Source organism: Paenibacillus pasadenensis (assembly GCF_002864175.1).
Lineage (GTDB): Bacteria > Bacillota > Bacilli > Paenibacillales > Paenibacillaceae > Paenibacillus_O > Paenibacillus_O pasadenensis.
Window position 1 is genome coordinate 2,816,716 of record NZ_NFEZ01000004.1, and the last position, 15,317, is coordinate 2,832,032.

18 protein-coding genes are annotated in these 15,317 nt (G+C 64.9%); 8 read left to right on the forward strand and 10 right to left on the reverse strand.

Translation table 11 applies throughout. The features are described from left to right. Nucleotides 1-182 precede the first annotated feature (182 nt). From B8V81_RS21680 to B8V81_RS21695, 4 genes are all read left to right on the forward strand, one after another. Nucleotides 183-764 (forward strand): fatty acid metabolism transcriptional regulator FadR, encoded by a 582-nt coding sequence (locus B8V81_RS21680; RefSeq protein WP_028597270.1) that lies wholly within the window; start codon nt 183-185, stop codon nt 762-764. A gap of 47 nt (nt 765-811) precedes the next feature. After that, nucleotides 812-1,573: an electron transfer flavoprotein subunit beta/FixA family protein gene (locus B8V81_RS21685; RefSeq protein ID WP_028597271.1), complete on the forward strand. Its 762-nt coding sequence runs from the start codon at nt 812-814 to the stop codon at nt 1,571-1,573. Nucleotides 1,574-1,590: 17 nt separating this feature from the next. Continuing rightward, complete coding sequence (locus B8V81_RS21690) at nt 1,591-2,556, forward strand: electron transfer flavoprotein subunit alpha/FixB family protein (RefSeq protein ID WP_028597272.1); 966 nt, start codon at nt 1,591-1,593, stop codon at nt 2,554-2,556. Nucleotides 2,557-2,648: 92 nt separating this feature from the next. Continuing rightward, nucleotides 2,649-3,482, forward strand: a complete 834-nt coding sequence (locus tag B8V81_RS21695) for an SDR family oxidoreductase (RefSeq protein ID WP_373864126.1) — start codon at nt 2,649-2,651, stop codon at nt 3,480-3,482. A 97-nt stretch (nt 3,483-3,579) separates the two neighbouring features. Here B8V81_RS21695 and B8V81_RS21700 read toward each other — a convergent pair whose 3' ends face one another. After that, complete coding sequence (locus B8V81_RS21700) at nt 3,580-4,920, reverse strand: PDZ domain-containing protein (RefSeq protein WP_164820165.1); 1,341 nt, start codon at nt 4,918-4,920, stop codon at nt 3,580-3,582. A gap of 139 nt (nt 4,921-5,059) precedes the next feature. Between B8V81_RS21700 and glsA the strand changes: the two genes are divergently transcribed. Then, the gene (gene glsA, locus B8V81_RS21705; RefSeq protein WP_028597274.1) at nt 5,060-6,001 is read left to right on the forward strand and encodes a glutaminase A; all 942 of its coding nucleotides are present in this window, start codon (nt 5,060-5,062) and stop codon (nt 5,999-6,001) included. Between the two features lie 26 nt (nt 6,002-6,027). Here glsA and B8V81_RS21710 read toward each other — a convergent pair whose 3' ends face one another. Together B8V81_RS21710 and B8V81_RS21715 are read right to left on the reverse strand one after the other, a co-directional pair. Continuing rightward, nucleotides 6,028-7,128 (reverse strand): ATP-binding protein, encoded by a 1,101-nt coding sequence (locus tag B8V81_RS21710; RefSeq protein ID WP_101809156.1) that lies wholly within the window; start codon nt 7,126-7,128, stop codon nt 6,028-6,030. A gap of 119 nt (nt 7,129-7,247) precedes the next feature. Continuing rightward, a complete protein-coding gene (locus B8V81_RS21715) occupies nt 7,248-7,925 on the reverse strand; it encodes a Na-translocating system protein MpsC family protein (RefSeq protein ID WP_228551508.1) in 678 nt (225 codons plus the stop codon). A 175-nt stretch (nt 7,926-8,100) separates the two neighbouring features. Between B8V81_RS21715 and B8V81_RS21720 the strand changes: the two genes are divergently transcribed. Beyond that, nucleotides 8,101-8,814 (forward strand): HAD family hydrolase, encoded by a 714-nt coding sequence (locus B8V81_RS21720; protein WP_101809157.1) that lies wholly within the window; start codon nt 8,101-8,103, stop codon nt 8,812-8,814. A 12-nt stretch (nt 8,815-8,826) separates the two neighbouring features. Here B8V81_RS21720 and B8V81_RS21725 read toward each other — a convergent pair whose 3' ends face one another. After that, on the reverse strand, nt 8,827-9,042 hold the full coding sequence (locus tag B8V81_RS21725; protein WP_101809158.1) for a hypothetical protein: 216 nt from the start codon (nt 9,040-9,042) through the stop codon (nt 8,827-8,829). Between the two features lie 84 nt (nt 9,043-9,126). Then, the gene (locus B8V81_RS21730) at nt 9,127-9,456 is read right to left on the reverse strand and encodes an antibiotic biosynthesis monooxygenase (RefSeq protein WP_028597278.1); all 330 of its coding nucleotides are present in this window, start codon (nt 9,454-9,456) and stop codon (nt 9,127-9,129) included. A 116-nt stretch (nt 9,457-9,572) separates the two neighbouring features. Here B8V81_RS21730 and B8V81_RS21735 point away from each other — a divergent pair, with 116 nt between their 5' ends. Further along, nucleotides 9,573-10,592: a DMT family transporter gene (locus tag B8V81_RS21735; protein WP_228551509.1), complete on the forward strand. Its 1,020-nt coding sequence runs from the start codon at nt 9,573-9,575 to the stop codon at nt 10,590-10,592. 21 nt (nt 10,593-10,613) lie between these two features. Here B8V81_RS21735 and B8V81_RS21740 read toward each other — a convergent pair whose 3' ends face one another. Then, the gene (locus tag B8V81_RS21740; protein ID WP_028597279.1) at nt 10,614-10,874 is read right to left on the reverse strand and encodes an HPr family phosphocarrier protein; all 261 of its coding nucleotides are present in this window, start codon (nt 10,872-10,874) and stop codon (nt 10,614-10,616) included. A 157-nt stretch (nt 10,875-11,031) separates the two neighbouring features. On the opposite strand from B8V81_RS21740, the gene B8V81_RS25415 reads away from it, so the two are divergent. After that, nucleotides 11,032-11,169, forward strand: a complete 138-nt coding sequence (locus B8V81_RS25415; RefSeq protein ID WP_153783691.1) for a hypothetical protein — start codon at nt 11,032-11,034, stop codon at nt 11,167-11,169. 148 nt (nt 11,170-11,317) lie between these two features. Here the strand turns inward: B8V81_RS25415 and B8V81_RS21745 are convergent, their stop codons facing one another. The 4 genes from B8V81_RS21745 to deoD form a co-directional block, all read right to left on the reverse strand. Then, nucleotides 11,318-11,923, reverse strand: coding sequence for a thymidine kinase (locus B8V81_RS21745; RefSeq protein WP_028597280.1), 606 nt, complete (start codon nt 11,921-11,923; stop codon nt 11,318-11,320). A 62-nt stretch (nt 11,924-11,985) separates the two neighbouring features. Then, entirely contained in the window at nt 11,986-13,035 is a 1,050-nt protein-coding gene (locus B8V81_RS21750) for a M42 family metallopeptidase (protein ID WP_028597281.1), read from the reverse strand. A 31-nt stretch (nt 13,036-13,066) separates the two neighbouring features. Then, complete coding sequence (locus B8V81_RS21755) at nt 13,067-14,368, reverse strand: pyrimidine-nucleoside phosphorylase (RefSeq protein ID WP_028597282.1); 1,302 nt, start codon at nt 14,366-14,368, stop codon at nt 13,067-13,069. Nucleotides 14,369-14,570: 202 nt separating this feature from the next. Next, nucleotides 14,571-15,278 (reverse strand): purine-nucleoside phosphorylase, encoded by a 708-nt coding sequence (gene deoD, locus B8V81_RS21760; protein WP_028597283.1) that lies wholly within the window; start codon nt 15,276-15,278, stop codon nt 14,571-14,573. Nucleotides 15,279-15,317 lie beyond the last annotated feature (39 nt).

The following is a 15,317-nucleotide window of genomic DNA, read 5'->3' on the forward strand; positions in this document are numbered from 1 at the left end:
GTCATCCTTTCTTCTTGGCGGCTTCCAGGCATCCCCATATGAAGCGCTTACATATAGGAGACGAAAAAATCTTAGCGGAACCAGGAGCGTTTCGTTGACAATCCGTGTCCTATCCCCTAAGATGAAGAAAATGAATGAGTATTCATTCACCATACGTAAATACTACCACCGAGGTGCAGCCCATGACAAGTAGGAAGCAGGAAAAATATGAATTGATTCTGGAAGCCGCGCTCAAAGTGATCGCGGAGAACGGCTACCACGGCTCCCAGGTGTCGAAGATCGCCAAGGAAGCCGGCGTCGCCGACGGTACGATTTATCTTTATTTCAAAAAGAAAGAGGATATCCTCATTTCTTTGTTCCAGGAGAAGCTCGGCAGCCTTGTCGAGCGGTTCAACGCCCGCGTGCGGGAAACGTCGTCGGCCGAGGAGGCGCTGCGCGCCGTATGCGAGATCCACTATACCGAGCTCGAGAGCAACGTGAACCTCGCCTACGTCACGCAGATCGAGCTGCGCCAAAGCTCGCTGGAGCTGCGCAAGGCGATCGGGCTGGCCGTCAAGCCGTATATCGAGCTGATCGAGCATATTCTGGATAAAGGGGTGAGAGAGGGAGAATTCCGTCCGGACCTGGACCTGAAGCTGACCCGCCTGCTGCTGTTCGGGGCGATGGACGAGGTCGTCACGTCCTGGCTCATTTCCGGCATGAAATACTCGCTGACCGCCCAGGTCGGCAAAACCGTCGAGTTTTTCCTGCGCGGCCTCAAATAGCCGCCGCTTTGAAATCATTCGCGACCTACCAAGGAGGAGCTGAGCGCATGAATATTTATGTCCTGCTGAAGCAAACGTTCGATACCGAGGAGAAGATCGTCATCGAGGACGGCCGCGTGTCCGACGACGGCGTCAAGTTCGTCATCAATCCGTACGACGAGTACGCCGTCGAGGAAGCGCTGCAGCAGCGCGACCAGCACGGCGGCAAGGTGACCGTCGTCTCCGTCGGTCCGGACCGGGCGGCCGAGGCGCTGCGGCAGGCGCTCGCCATGGGCGCCGACGAAGCCGTGCTGCTGACCGACGGGCGCATCGGCGCTGACGAAGGCGCGGCCGCGGCCGCGCTGGAGAAGTATCTGTCCGGCCAGTCCGTCGATCTCGTGCTCGGCGGCAACTTCTCGGTCGACAGCGGCGGCGGCCAGGTCGCGGTGCGGCTGGCGAGCCGGCTCGGCCTGCCCCATGTCTCCTCCATCACCTCGCTCCGGATCGACGGCTCCACGGCGACCGCGAGGCGCGACGCCGAGGGCGACACGGAGACGCTTGAAGTGACGCTGCCCGCCCTCTTCACCGCGCAGCAAGGACTCAACGAGCCGCGCTACCCTTCCCTGCCGAACATCATGAAGGCGAAAAAGAAGCCGTTCCAGACGTTGTCGCTCGACGATCTCGGCCTGAGCGCCGCGGAAGCGCTTACCGAGCGCGTCTCCCTTTCCCTGCCGCCGGAGCGCGGCGCCGGCCAGCTGATTCCGGGATCGCCGGCCGAGCAGGCCGCGCGCCTGGTCGAGCTGCTCCGCACCGAAGCGAAAGCCATTTGACCCGAGGAGGAATTACGATGAGCCAACCTGTACTCGTCATCGCCGAAGTCCGCGGAGGCAAGCTCCGCCAAGTCTCGCTGGAAGCGCTTCAAGCCGCGCGCATCGCTCGCGGGGAAGGAGCCGACGTCCAGGCCGTCATCGTCGGCAGCGGCATCACCGCGCTCGCCGCCGAGCTGGCCGGCTATGTCGGCGGCAAGGTGCATGCGGTCGACCATCCCGAGCTGGCCAGCTACAACGCTCCGGCCTATGTGCAGGCGGTCAAGGGGCTGCTCGAGGAGCTGCGGCCGGCGCGAATCTATCTCGGCCATACCGCCGAAGGCCGCGATCTCGCGCCGCAGCTCGCCGCGCTGCTCGGCGCCGGGCAGATCTCCGACGTCATCTCGATCGGCGAGGGCGAGCTCTACAAGCGTCCCGTCTACGCCGGCAAGGCGTTCGAGGAGAAGCGCTTTCTGTCCGGCTCGGGCGTCGTCACCGTGCGTCCGAACAACATTCCGCCGGCCGAGCCGGCCGCCGCGCCGGGCGAAGTCGTCGACCGCGACTACGCGCCTCCGGCCGACCTGCGCTCGATCGTCCGCGACGTCTTGCGCAAGGCCGGCGGCAAGGTCGATCTCGCCGAAGCGAAGATCGTCATCTCCGGCGGACGCGGCGTGAAGAGCGCGGACGGCTTCAAGCCGCTCGAGGAGCTCGCCGACGTGCTCGGCGCCGCCGTCGGCGCCTCCCGCGGCGCCTGCGACGCCGGCTACTGCGACTACGCGCTGCAGATCGGCCAGACCGGCAAGGTCGTCACGCCCGAGGTGTACATCGCCTGCGGCATCAGCGGCGCGATCCAGCATCTGGCCGGCATGAGCCAGTCGCGCGTCATCATCGCGATCAACAAGGACCCCGAGGCGCCGATCTTCAAGGTCGCCGATTACGGCATCGTCGGCGACCTGTTCGACGTCGTGCCGCTGCTGACGGAGGAATTCCGCAAGGTGCTCGCCTGATGGAGGCGGATCCGCGCCTCGGAGCGGACGCCGCCGCTCCGTCCAGGCCGAGCCCGGCTGCGGCGGCGCCCGGCCCGTTCCGGGCCGACCTGCTGGCGGGCAAGACGATTCTCGTCACCGGCGGCGCGACCGGCCTCGGACGGGCGATGGCCGAAGGCTTCGGCCGGCTCGGCGCGCGCGTCGCGCTGGCCGGGCGGCGCGAGGAAAAGCTGCGCGAGGCCGAGGCGGCGCTCGCGCAGGCCGGCTGCGACGTCTTCGTCCACGCCTGCGACGTCCGCGATCCCGAGGCGGTCGCCCGGCTCGCGGACGCGCTGGACGCCCGCTTCGGCGGCATCGATGTCCTCGTCAACAACGCCGCCGGCAACTTCATCAGCCCGACCGAGCGGCTCTCGCATCGCGCCGTCGACGCCGTGCTGAACATCGTGCTGCACGGGACATTCTACGCGACGCTGGAGTTCGGCAAGCGCTGGATCGCCGCCGGTCGGCCGGGGACGGTGCTGAACATCGTGACGACGTATGCCGAGACCGGCTCCGCCTACGTCGTGCCCTCTGCCGCCGCCAAGGCCGGCGTGCTGGCGATGACGCGCTCGCTCGCCGTCGAGTGGGCGCGCTACGGCATCCGCCATGTGGCGATCGCGCCCGGCCCTTTTCCGACCGAGGGCGCCTGGTCGCGGTTGCTGCCGACGCCGGAGCTGGCCCAGGGCATGCTCGACCGCATCCCGCTGAAGCGCGTCGGCAGCAAGGAGGAGCTGGCCGATCTGGCCTCCTATCTCGTCTCCGACTATGCCGGCTATCTGAACGGCGAGTGCGTGACGATCGACGGCGGCGAGTGGCTGCAGGGAGCCGGACAGTTCAACGGCCTGCTGGCCGTCACCGAGCCGCAGTGGGACCAGCTTGCGGAGCTGAGCCGCAAGGGCGGCAAATAAAGCGCGGCCTCGCCGTCAACCGAATCGAAAACGGGAAGAAGCGGAGCGATCATCGCTCCGCTTCTTCCCGTTTTTTCTGTTTTGAACGCTCATGAAATCAACGCTTCGGATGCGCCTTCAGCCAAGCCAGCATGTCGTCGAGCGTGGCGACCGGCACGATGTTGAGGCGATCCGCCCCTTTGCGGGCGTCCTCCTCCTGACCGGCCGGCACGAAAAACACGTCCGCGCCGGCGCGCTGCACCGCATAGGCTTTCTGCTCGATGCCTCCGATGCGGCCGATCCGGCCCGCCGCGTCGATCGTGCCGGTGCCGGCGACGCGGTTGCCTCCGGCGACGCCTCCCGGCGTCAGCTGGTCGATGACGGACAGCGCGAGCATCGCCCCGTGCGATGGACCGCCCTGATAGAGCAGATAGCTCCGGTAATCCATCCGCCGCGTCAGATCGGCCTTGGTCCGGTCCTGCACCTGAATGCCGAGCACGGCGCGCTGCGGGTCTTCGTCCAACGCCTTGGAGCGGATGACGGCGACGGCTTTGGCGCTCCCGCGCTCATAGCCGATCTTGACCGGCTCGCCCGGCGCGACGTCCGCCATCCGCTCCGCCAGCTCGCCGGTCGTGCGCGCCTGCCGGCCGTCTACCGACAGCAGCAGGTCTCCTGGCTGCAGCAAGCCCTCCGCCGGACCGCCCTCCTGCACGGCGAGCACCTGCACGCCCTGCGGCAGGACGCCTTGGCCGAGGCCCAGCTTCTGGAGCGCGACGGCGGTGCCGACCTCATTGGCGCCGGCCCGCTGGATATGGACCTGGCGCTGGATTTCCGAGATCGGGATGCTCGTATCGCGCTTCTCCAGCCTCATCTGCGGCAGCAGCGCGGCCGCGAGCCAGTCGATCGGAAACGCGGGCCGCTCGATGACGAGCACGCCTTCGAGCGAGCCTGCCGCATGCCCGCCCTCCACCTGGGCGTAACGGCTCATGCTGAGGGTGAAGCCCGGCGTAATCGCCGAATACGGCATCGGATAAAGCAGCGCCGCTCCGAGCAGCAGGACGGCGGCGGCAAAGCCGAGCGTGCCGTACGGAACGCTGCGCCGGCTCCGCTCCTCGAGCGCCGCATCGAGCAGCACGAGCGCGGCCGTCAAGCCGCAGGTCCAGGCGAGAAAGCCGAGCCGCTCCGGCGCCGCCAGCAGCAGGCACGCGGCGAGCAGCCCGCCGGCCGCGATCGGCAGCCGCAGCCAGCCGAGCCGCCTGCGGCCGGTCCGGCTCCACGCCCGGTAAGCTCCGACCGTCCAGCAGAGCGGGATCAGCGCGCAGGCGCGGGCCAGCGCCTCCAGCAGATCGATCCAGTACAGCCCGCCTGCGCGCACCGGGTCGGCCAGCCAGACGAGCGGACCGCATGCCGCGACGGCCAGCGCCGCCGCGAACGATGCGACATACCAACGATTGTTCAAGCCCACCACGCCCCGTTTCCGCGTCATTCCCTGTTCTTTCCTTTCCTAAGCATACAGGAGACGCCGAGCCGATTTCAAACTGCGGGGGGACGCATGGTACAATGAAGCAAAGCGCTGCGACAGAAAGGTTGAGCCCGCCATGAACGAACTGAATTGGAACGCCATCAACGCCGGACTTCCCCGCTGGATGGAAGAGGCCCGCGGCATCGCGCCGCTCGGCAAAGTCGCCTCCTATATTCCCGAGCTGTCCAAAGCCGATCCGGAGGCGCTCGGATTCCACATCCTGGCCGCGGACGGCAAGTCGCTGTCCGCAGGTGACTGCGGCCAGCGGTTCACGATGCAGAGCATCTCCAAGGTGTTCACGCTCATGCTCGCGCTGATGGACAACGGCGAGGAGCGCGTCTTCAGCAAGGTCGGCATGGAGCCGACCGGGGACAGCTTCAACAGCATGCTGAAGCTCGAGCTCGTGCAGCCGGGCATCCCGTTCAATCCGCTCATCAATGCCGGCGCGATCGTCATCAGCTCGCTCATAGCCGGCTCGTCAAACGAGGAGAAGTCGGAGCGGATCGCCGCTTTCCTCGGCCGGCTCGCCGGCGGCGGGCCGCTCGAGCTGGACGAGGCGACGTACCGCTCCGAATCCAGCTCCGGCCATCTCAACCGCTCGATGGCGTATTTCCTGACGGACAACGGCGTGCTCGAGAGCGCCGTCGAGGATGTGCTCGAGGTGTACTTCAAGCATTGCTCGCTGCTCGTCGACTGCGGCCAGCTCGCCCGCATGGCGCTCGTGCTGTCGCTGGACGGGCTCGATCCGGTCAGCGGCGAGCGGCTCATTCCGCGCCGCTTCGTGCAGATTGCCAAGACGTTCATGGTCACCTGCGGCATGTACAACGGCTCGGGCGAGTTCGCGATCGACGTCGGCCTGCCGGCCAAATCCGGCGTATCCGGCGGCATCCTCGCCCTGCTGCCGGGCCGCGCGGGCATCGGCGTCGTCGGCCCTTCGCTGAACCGGCACGGCAACAGCATCGCCGGCGTGCATCTGCTCGAGACGCTGTCCAAGGAATTCGACTGGAGCTTGTTTTGACTATCGAAGCTCGTCTCGGCGCGGCGCTAGCCGGCGCGCCGCACCTGGAAGGTCATATGCAAGCCCCAGCCCGCGTCGCCTTCTTGCTCCCACAGCTCTCCGCCGTTAAGCTCGACGATCCGCTTCGCCTCGCTCCGCCAGGCGGCGGAGCCCGGTCCGCTCCCTCCCTGCCGGTCGAGCAGCAGCTGAATCAACAGATCGAGCTGGCCGTCCTGCGAATTGACCGAGTTGACATGGATGTTGAGCCGGGTGCTTCCGACCTCGGGCTCCTCCCGGGCGATCTGCAGCAGCAGATCGAGCAGCTCGGCCAGCTGCTCCTTGCGCCCATGCACCTGATGGGGCACCTCCGCCGACACCCAGCAGGTCAGGCGGCTCGGAGATTCCGACTCGCCGTGCTTGTCCGTCAGCTCCTTGGATAGATCGAGGATCGAGAACGGATGCTCGTCGAAGCCCACCCAGCTGTCCTCCTGATCGGCATGCTTCAACAGCGTCTGGGCGAGCGAGGCGAGATGCTCCGCGTTCATCCGCAGCTCGTCGAGCATGTCGAGCTGGCTCTGGTCGAGCGTCGTATCCGCCAGCAGCTGCGCCATGCCGTCGATGTTGGTCAGCCCGTTCATCATGTCAAAGGCGAGCTGGCGCAGCCGCTCCCCCTTCGTGATCAAAGCCGGACCTGCTGCGGCTGCGCCGCCGTCCGGCAATCCAGACGAACCGCTCTCGACCGGCCGGCCCGCGGCCGGTGCGAGGACCGCCCGCGAATCGGCGGCGCGGAGCAGGCGGTCTTTCTCCTCTCCGCTGAACGAACGCTCCTTCCGCAGCATGCCGAGCTTCTTGACGTCTGCCGCCTCCTCGGCGATCCGGACCTGAATGCGATGGAAGCGGAGCACGACATCCTCCTCCTCCGGCGCCTCCGCGAGGGGGAGCACCATGCCCAGATGCAGCACCGGCTCTCCGGCATGATGAAGCGCGACGACGCAGTCGCCCTCTCCCGTCTCGTCGGCTATGTAATAAGCGTCCGCCTGCACGGCTGCGCTCAGCTCCTGCAGCACGAGATTCAGCTCGTCCTGCGCCTGCCGGACCTCTGCCCGAGGCAGGCTCGCTTCGTCGATATGGCCTTTTCTCTCCATCATTCTCTCCTACTTTCTCTCCTTTCCTTTTCCCAAAAAACAAATAGAGCCTCGGAGCAAGCCGTCACGGTGGACGGCTGTTTCCTCGGCTCATGTTCAGCGTGGCAACGGCCATCTGTTCATTAAGTCGATGTTTCGGACGGAAAGGTGAATACGATGATGCTCTGGTCCTGATCGAACTTCCAATCCAGATAAATCCCGTCGGACGTGCGTCCGAGCGCCTCGATCATATCGACCTCGGTCACCAGCAGCGATTTTTCAAGCGCTCGCTTGGCGACCCTCAGGGCGGGCTCGTAGCCGGCTCTCAGCAGCTCCTTCTCAAGCTTGATCAGGATGCCGGAGCGGACGATGACGAGCGTGCGCGCGTTGGTCCAGAACGAATGCATGGCATCGGGCATCTTCTCGGCTTCGGCCGAGATGCGCTCGACTTGGCGGTGGATGTACTCCTTGCCGCGGTACGATTCCTGATAGCGGTCGAACAGCGAGCTGTCGACGAGGCCGATCATGATGCCGGAGTGGTTGTCCAGGTTCCAGTCGTAATAAATGTGCTGAAGCTCGAGACCTAACGTACGGAGGATCAAAGCCTTGAACTCCGGCACGATCAGGTCCATCACCAGCTGCCGCGTATCCCTGACGGCCTCGTCCTTGTTCTGCTGGAGCATTATTTTCTCCACGACGCTGACGAACTGGCGGAAATGCATGCTTACACATACCTCGTTGGCGGAAACGTAAATCGACTCCGGCCCTTTGCCGAAGCGGTCCCGGAGCAGCTTCCCCATCTGGCTCGTAAGCTGAGTCATAGCCATGCGGTTCTCCAAGACTGAACTCATCCTTCTTCCCCGACTCTCCTATTAACCACAAAAATAAGTTCCGAATCATTCGGGAACGAATCGTATTATAGCATACGCGAAATGTTTCCGTCATCTGTTTGCTTCTGCTTGTTCGCAATCGGCAGAGCATGATAGGATACGAATTATGAACAACACTACCCATCCGTTGAAATGGATCTTTTTCGACGTCGGCGAAACGCTCGTCGACGAATCCGAGCCGATCGAGGACATCACCCGCCAGCTCATCGCCGCCGCCGGACGCCGCGGCATCGCCGTCCGGCGCGAGCAGGTGCGCGAGCTGTGGATGGAAGCGCATCGGCGCTTCTCGCCGTTCCCGATGGCCGACATCCTGCAGGAGCTGCTCCCGGATGGCGAGCTGCGCCGCGCGATCTGGTCCGAGATGAAGTACCGCAAGGAGCTCGACCGACCGTTTCCGGACGCGCTCGGCATCCTGAAGCGGCTGCGCCGCGACTATCGGATCGGCATCATCGCCAACCAGAGCGCCGGCACGGCGGACAGGCTGCGCAGCTACGGCCTGCTGGAGCATATCGACGAGGTGTTCGCCTCCGCCGAGCTGGGCCTGGCCAAGCCCGACCCGAAGCTCTACGAGTACGCGCTGCAGGCGACCGGCTGTCCGCCCGAGCGCTCGCTCATGGTCGGAGACCGCATCGACAACGATATCGTGCCGGCCAAGCATCTCGGCATGAGGGCCGTCTGGGTCCGCCAAGGACTGGCGCTGCGGCAGTACAGCCCGTCCCGGATCAGCCTTCCCGACGGCGTCATCGACGTCATCGGCGAGCTCGAGGGCTGGCTCGCCTCCTGGCGGCCCGCCCCGGACGAGTCGTTGCCGCCCCGATGACAAAGACCGCTCCTAGGAGCGGTCTTTGTCATCGAACAGCGAAGCGCCGCTCTCGCCTGGCGGCGGCGACGGCGCGGCATGCCGGACATCGCCGAAATCTTCCTCTTCGTCGTCGGAATCGTCCAGCTTCTTGAAGCCGAACCAGAACAAAACAAGCATGCCGATCATAAGGACGGCGAATAAGCTCAAATAAAACCAGTCTACCGGAGTCGAGGATTCTGCGTGCATCGTTCAAAGCCACTCCTTCCTGCTCCTAGTGTAACGGATCGGGGAGGGTCGGCGATGGCTCTTTTGGGCTATAAATGTGACAAATCACGTACCCTTGCGGATCGGCTCCTTGACCGCTGCGAGCTCGTAGCGGGAAACCTCGGTCTCCAGCACGTAGTCGGGCTTCTCCTGCCCGCGACTGTTGCGATGGCCCTGGATATGGACGTCGCTCTTCTCCCAGTTTTTCCACGCCTGCTCCGATTCCCAGCGGATCTGGACGATGACCTCCTCCTCGCCGCGGCGCACGACCTTCTGCAAAATCTGGATGTCGACGAAGCCGTCGAACTCCTGCACCGGCCCCGGCTTGCTGAACCGCTCGACCACCTGAGCGGCATGTCCTTCCTTCACCTTGATCCTGCGTTGGATGACCAGCATCTGCATTCCTTCTTTCCCATTCCATGAATTCCGGCTCGATTCCAGTCTAATTGATAATCATTATCACTGTCAAACGAGCGTCCAGCATCTTGATCATGGAAAGGGCGCGCCGTACAATGAAGCTTATGTCACCTACAACTAGAATCCGAATCCCGCTTGTCGTCCCGTTGCTCGTCGGCATGGCCGCGATTTCCTTCGCGCCGATTCTCGTGCGCTTTTCCGAAGCGCCGGTATCCGTGCAAGGCCAATACCGCATGCTGCTTACGTTTCTGCTCATGCTTCCCTTCGCCTGGAAGCAGCTCCCCGCGATCCGCAGGCTGACGGTCCGGGACTGGGCGCTGCTCGCCGGAGCCGGCTTTTTCCTGGCGCTGCACTTCCTGCTCTGGATGGCGTCCCTGTCCTATACGTCGATCGCCAGCTCGACGATCATGCTGACGCTGGAGCCCGCTTTTGTCGCTGCGCTCGCGTTCTTCTTCCTTCGCGACCGGCTCGGCAAGCTCGCTGTCGCCGGCATGGCCGTCTCGATCGGCGGCGCCGTCCTCGTCAGCTCCGGCGACTTCGGCCTGTCGCGCGAAGCCTTTTTCGGCGACGCGCTGTCGCTGCTGTCGACCGTCGCGATCGCCTTCAATATGATCCTCGCCAAGCGGCTGCTCGAGCGGATGCCGTCGTTCGTCTACAGCCTGATCGTGTTTGGCGTGACGACTGTCCTGTTCGCCGGCTACAACGGCGCCATGGGCTACTCGATGACCGCCTATCCGCCTCGCGAATGGGTCCTGTTCCTGCTGCTCGCGGTCATCCCGACCGTATTCGGCCATCTCCTGTTCAACTGGCTGCTGCAGCATCTGCGGGCGACGACCGTCTCGATGACGGTGCTCGCCGAGCCGATCGGCGCCAGCCTGCTCGCCCTGCTGCTGTTCGGCGAGACGCTCTCCGCCGGCCAGCTGATCGGAGGCGCCGTCATGATGGCCGGCTTCGTCATCTACCTGCGCGGAGAGAGCTCCGGCCCGCTGCCGGCCGCCGCTCCCAAGGAAGCCGCCGGCACGGAGCCGCACGCAGACGACTCTGCGGCAGCCCCGGCGTCTCCGGCGGCCCCAGCCGCTCCGGCTGCTTCGGCGGCCGCTTCGGCCGCGCCCTGACGGCTCCCGGGCAGCGCCGGGCTACTCCTTCTCGAGCGCGTCCAGCATGAAGGCGAACGCTTCTTCCTCGTCCTTCCCGCGCACGCGCAGCAGCACCTCGGTCCCGCTGCGGATCGGCAGCAGCAGCATGCCGAGCAGGCTTTTGACATCGACGATATTGATGTTGTCGCCGTTCGCGAATTCCAGCTTGATGTCGGACTGGAACCTCGCCGCCTCCGCCGACAGGCGCGTCAGGTCCTCGCGGCCAAAATCGGCCTGGATGGTGAATTCATGCACTCTCATGTTCTCTGACCTTCCCTTGACGATAATGGGCTTGCTTCCCTCTTCTTCGTATTGATATTCGGCTTGCCGCCAAAGGTTCCTCCATGCGGATCGGAATGGAGGCTTAAAGCGGCGCGCATCGGGTAAAGATGAGAGAGAAGAACGGAGGCGATGCGACATGATGATGACCCCATTCGAGGACAGGCTGTACGCCATTCTGTTCTATGTGCTGGCTGCGGCCGTCGTCGCCGGCGTCGGCATCTGGGTGCTGTGGCTGAGCCGCAAGGCCAAGCGCGGCAAAAACCGGGGCCGCTGATATCCGGAACGCGCGAAAAAGCCTCCGCAAACCGCCCTTAAGGGCAGCTTGCGGAGGCTTTTTCATGCCGATCGAAGACATGCCGCATCGACGGCGGCCGGCATCCCGGCCGGAGCGGCGTCGCCGTCGATACGGCGGGAGCGGACGATCAGGCTCCGCCTTTTTCCTCCTGCGCGAAGGCGGCCTTGTAGCATTTGCGGCAGACCGGCTTGTAGTCCTCGTTGCCGCCGATGTGGATCTGCGCGCCTTCGTTCGCCGGACGGCCGTCCACATAGCGGATGACCATCGTCGCCTTGCGGTCGCAGAACCAGCAGATCGTCTTGATCTCCTCGATCTTGTCCGCCTGGGCGAGCAGATAATAGCTGCCCTCGAACAGCTCGTTGCGAAAATCGTTTTTGAGGCCGAACGCCATGACGGGCACGTTCAGCTCGTCGACGACGCGCGTCAGCTGGTCGATATGCGTCCGGCTCAAAAACTGCGCCTCGTCCACGAGCACGCAGTAGATCCGCTTCTCGGCTCCCGGCGGCTGATGCGCCGCGACCTGCTCGTACAGATCCGTAGCCGCGCCGACCGGAATCGCCTTGCGCTTGAAGCCGACCCGCGAGCCGACCTCGTCCTTGCCGCTGCGGGTGTCGATCGCCGGCGAGAAGATGAGCACCGCCTTGCCCTGCTCCTCGTAGTTGTGGGCGACCTTGATGATCTCAAACGACTTCCCGCTGTTCATCGTGCCGTACTTGAAATAAAGCTGCGCCAATCCGGCTCCCTCCTGCTCCCGCTTCGAAAGCCGCCGTCCGCTCGGCGCGGACGGCGCTTCCTCTAGTCCATGATGTATGCCAGCAGCAGCGCAGCCGTTCCGAGCACCGCTTCGGCATGGGTGCGCTCCATGCCGTGGGAGGCATGCACGCCCGGTCCGATGAGCGCGGCTCGGATGTTCGCGCCTCCGCGCAGAGCAGCGCTCGCATCCGAGCCGTAGAACGGATAGATGTCGACGGCATGCGGGATCGACTGGTCGCCGGCGAGGGCGATCAGCCGCGACGTCATCCCGTAGTCGTACGGGCCGGACGAGTCCTTGGCGCAGATCGACACATCCTTCTCGGTCGCGCTCAGATCGTCGCCCATCGCCCCCATGTCGACCGCGATCATCTCGACCGTGTCGGCCGGCACCCAGGAGCTGCCGTGGCCGACCTCTTCATAGGTCGAGACGAGCAGCTTGACCGGCCGCTTCAGCTGCAGCCCGCCGCGGCGGACCGCCTCCATGAGCGCCAGCAGCGCGGCGACGCTCGCCTTGTCGTCGAGATGGCGCGACTTGATCCAGCCGCTGTCGAGCATCCGCACGCGCGGATCCCAGGAGACGAAATCTCCCGGCGCGATGCCGAGCGCCAGCGTCTCGGCGCGGCTCGCGCTGTCGGCGTCGAGCCGCACCTCCATGCTCGCCTCGTCCCGCTTTTGCGAGCGCGCGTCCGGATAGACGTGGACCGAAGGCATCGTCGACAGCACGGTGCCCTCATAGATGCGCCCGTCGCGCGTATGGACGAGGCAGTATTCGCCCTCCACCGTCGACATGTCGTAGCCGCCGATCGGCGTCATGCGCAGCTTGCCGTCGCCCTTGACCGAGCGCACCATCGCCCCGAGCGTGTCGACATGCGCCGTCAGCAGCAGCGGCTCGCCGCCCTCGCCGCCGAGGTCGATCAGGCCGTTGCCCTTGGGCGTGCGCTCGAACGGGAATCCGAGACGAACCGCCTCGGCCTCGATCTTGTCCATGATGGCGGCGCAGAACCCGCTCGGGCTCGGCGTCTCCAGCAGCAGCCTCAGCTGGCCCAGCATATAGTCCCGGTCCAGCCGGTCCTTCCATATTGTTCTTGTCATCGCGGCCCGCTCCTCCCTGTGCTCGATTCGATCATTCCGTCACGATGCCGCGGACGAGCTCCGGCGCCTGCGCCGACGGCGCGATCTCGATCGCCGCGTTCAGGCGCTCCAGCACGTCGCCGACCTGCTCCGTCGCCGCATGGATCGTCGCAAGCGACTCGCCGGCCTGCACGGCGTCGCCGATTTTCTTGCGCAGCACGATGCCGACCGACAGGTCGATCTCCGACTCCTTGGTCGCCCGTCCGGCCCCGAGGATCATCGCCGCCGTGCCGATCGCATCCGCCGTCATGCCCGAGACGAAGCCGCTCTCGCGAGCCGGCAGCTCGATCCGGTACGGCGCTGCCGGCAGCAGGTCCGGATCGTCGACGACGGCGGGGTCGCCGCCCTGGTTGGCGATGAATTCCTTGAACTTGTCCAGCGCCTTGCCGCTCGCGAGCAGCTCCTTGAGCAGCGCCTCCGCCTCCTCGATGGAGCCGGCGGCTCCGCCGAGATAGACCATCTGGCTGCCGAGCGCGAGGCAGAGCTCCCGCAGGTCGTCCGGCCCTTCGCCGCGCAGCGTGTCGATCGCCTCCCTCACCTCGAGCGCGTTGCCGATCGCAAGCCCGAGCGGCTGGCTCATGTCCGAGATGACGGCCATCGTCTTGCGGCCGACCTGGTTGCCGATGGCGACCATCGCCGCGGCCAGGCGGCGTGCGTCCTGCTCGTCCTTCATGAACGCGCCGGCGCCGGTCTTCACGTCCAGCACGATCGCGTCTGCGCCGGCGGCGATCTTCTTGCTCATGATCGAGCTGGCGATGAGCGGGATCGACTCGATGGTGGCGGTGACGTCCCGCAGCGCGTACAGCTTTTTGTCGGCGGGGGTCAGGTTGCCGCTCTGGCCGATGACGGCGATCGACGACTCGTTGACGCGGCGGGCGAACTCCTCGCGCGTCAGCTCCACATGGAAGCCGGGGATGGCCTCCAGCTTGTCGATCGTGCCGCCGGTATGGCCGAGGCCGCGTCCGGACATTTTAGCTACGGGCACGCCCGCCGCGGCGACGAGCGGAGCGAGCACGAGCGTCGTCGTATCGCCGACTCCGCCGGTCGAATGCTTGTCCACCTTGACGCCTTCGATGTCCGACAGGTCGATCGTCTCGCCCGATTCCACCATCGCCATCGTCAGATCGGCCCGCTCGCGGTCGGTCATGTCGCGGAAAAAGACCGCCATCGCCCACGCGCTCACCTGGTAGTCCGGAATGCGGCCGTCCGTATAGCCTTCGACGATGAAGCGGATCTCCTCCGTCGTCAGCTCCCCGCCGTCTCTTTTCTTCTCGATCAGCTCGACCATTCTCACGGGCGTTCCCCCTTCTTTAACCTCATGTCTATTTCATGCCGTAAAATATCGTATCATAAGCTGAGATTCAGTCAGAAATCCTTGTCTGCACAACGATTGAAGCGGAGGCCCGTCTTCATTAATGCCATAAAACAAAACGGCCAAGCCCCGCTGTCGATTCATGTCATTAAAGAACGAATCGCCTGCCGGGCCGAGAAGCGCTCTAGAGCCCCGCCGCCGTCTCCAGCGCCGCCACCATCATGTCGTTGAACGTCGACTGGCGCTCCTCGGCGGTCGTCTCCTCGCCGGTCAGCAGATGATCGCTCACCGTCAGCACCGTAAGCGCCTGCGCGCCGTGGCGGGCCGCGATCGTATACAGCGCCGTCGTCTCCATCTCCACGCCGAGCACGCCGTGGTCCATGAGCCGCTGCACGGCCGTCGTATCTTCCTTGTAGAACACGTCGGTGCTGTAGACGTTGCCGACATGCACGTTCATGCCGGCCGCGGTCGCATGCTCGTAGGCGGACTTCAGCAGGCCGAAGCTGGCGATCGGCGCGAAGTCGTAGCCGAGGAACTGGTTGCGGTTCATGCTGGAATCGGTGCAGCTCGCCTGGGCAAGGATGACGTCGCGCACCCGCACGTCCCGCTGCATCGCGCCGCAGGTGCCGACGCGGATCAGGTTGCGCACGCCGTAGCTGCGGATGAGCTCGTTCGCGTAGATGCTGATCGACGGCAAGCCCATGCCCGAGCCCTGCACGGAAATCCGCTTGCCTTTGTAGGTTCCCGTGTAGCCGAGCATGCCCCGCACTTCATTGTACAGCTCGATCTCGCTGAGGTAGGTCTCGGCGATATATTTGGCGCGCAGCGGATCGCCCGGCAGCAGCACCGTCTCGGCGACTTGTCCTTCTTTGGCTCCGATATGGACGCTCATGAAGTCATCTCCTGTTCGTAGAGGGAATGTAGGTGAATA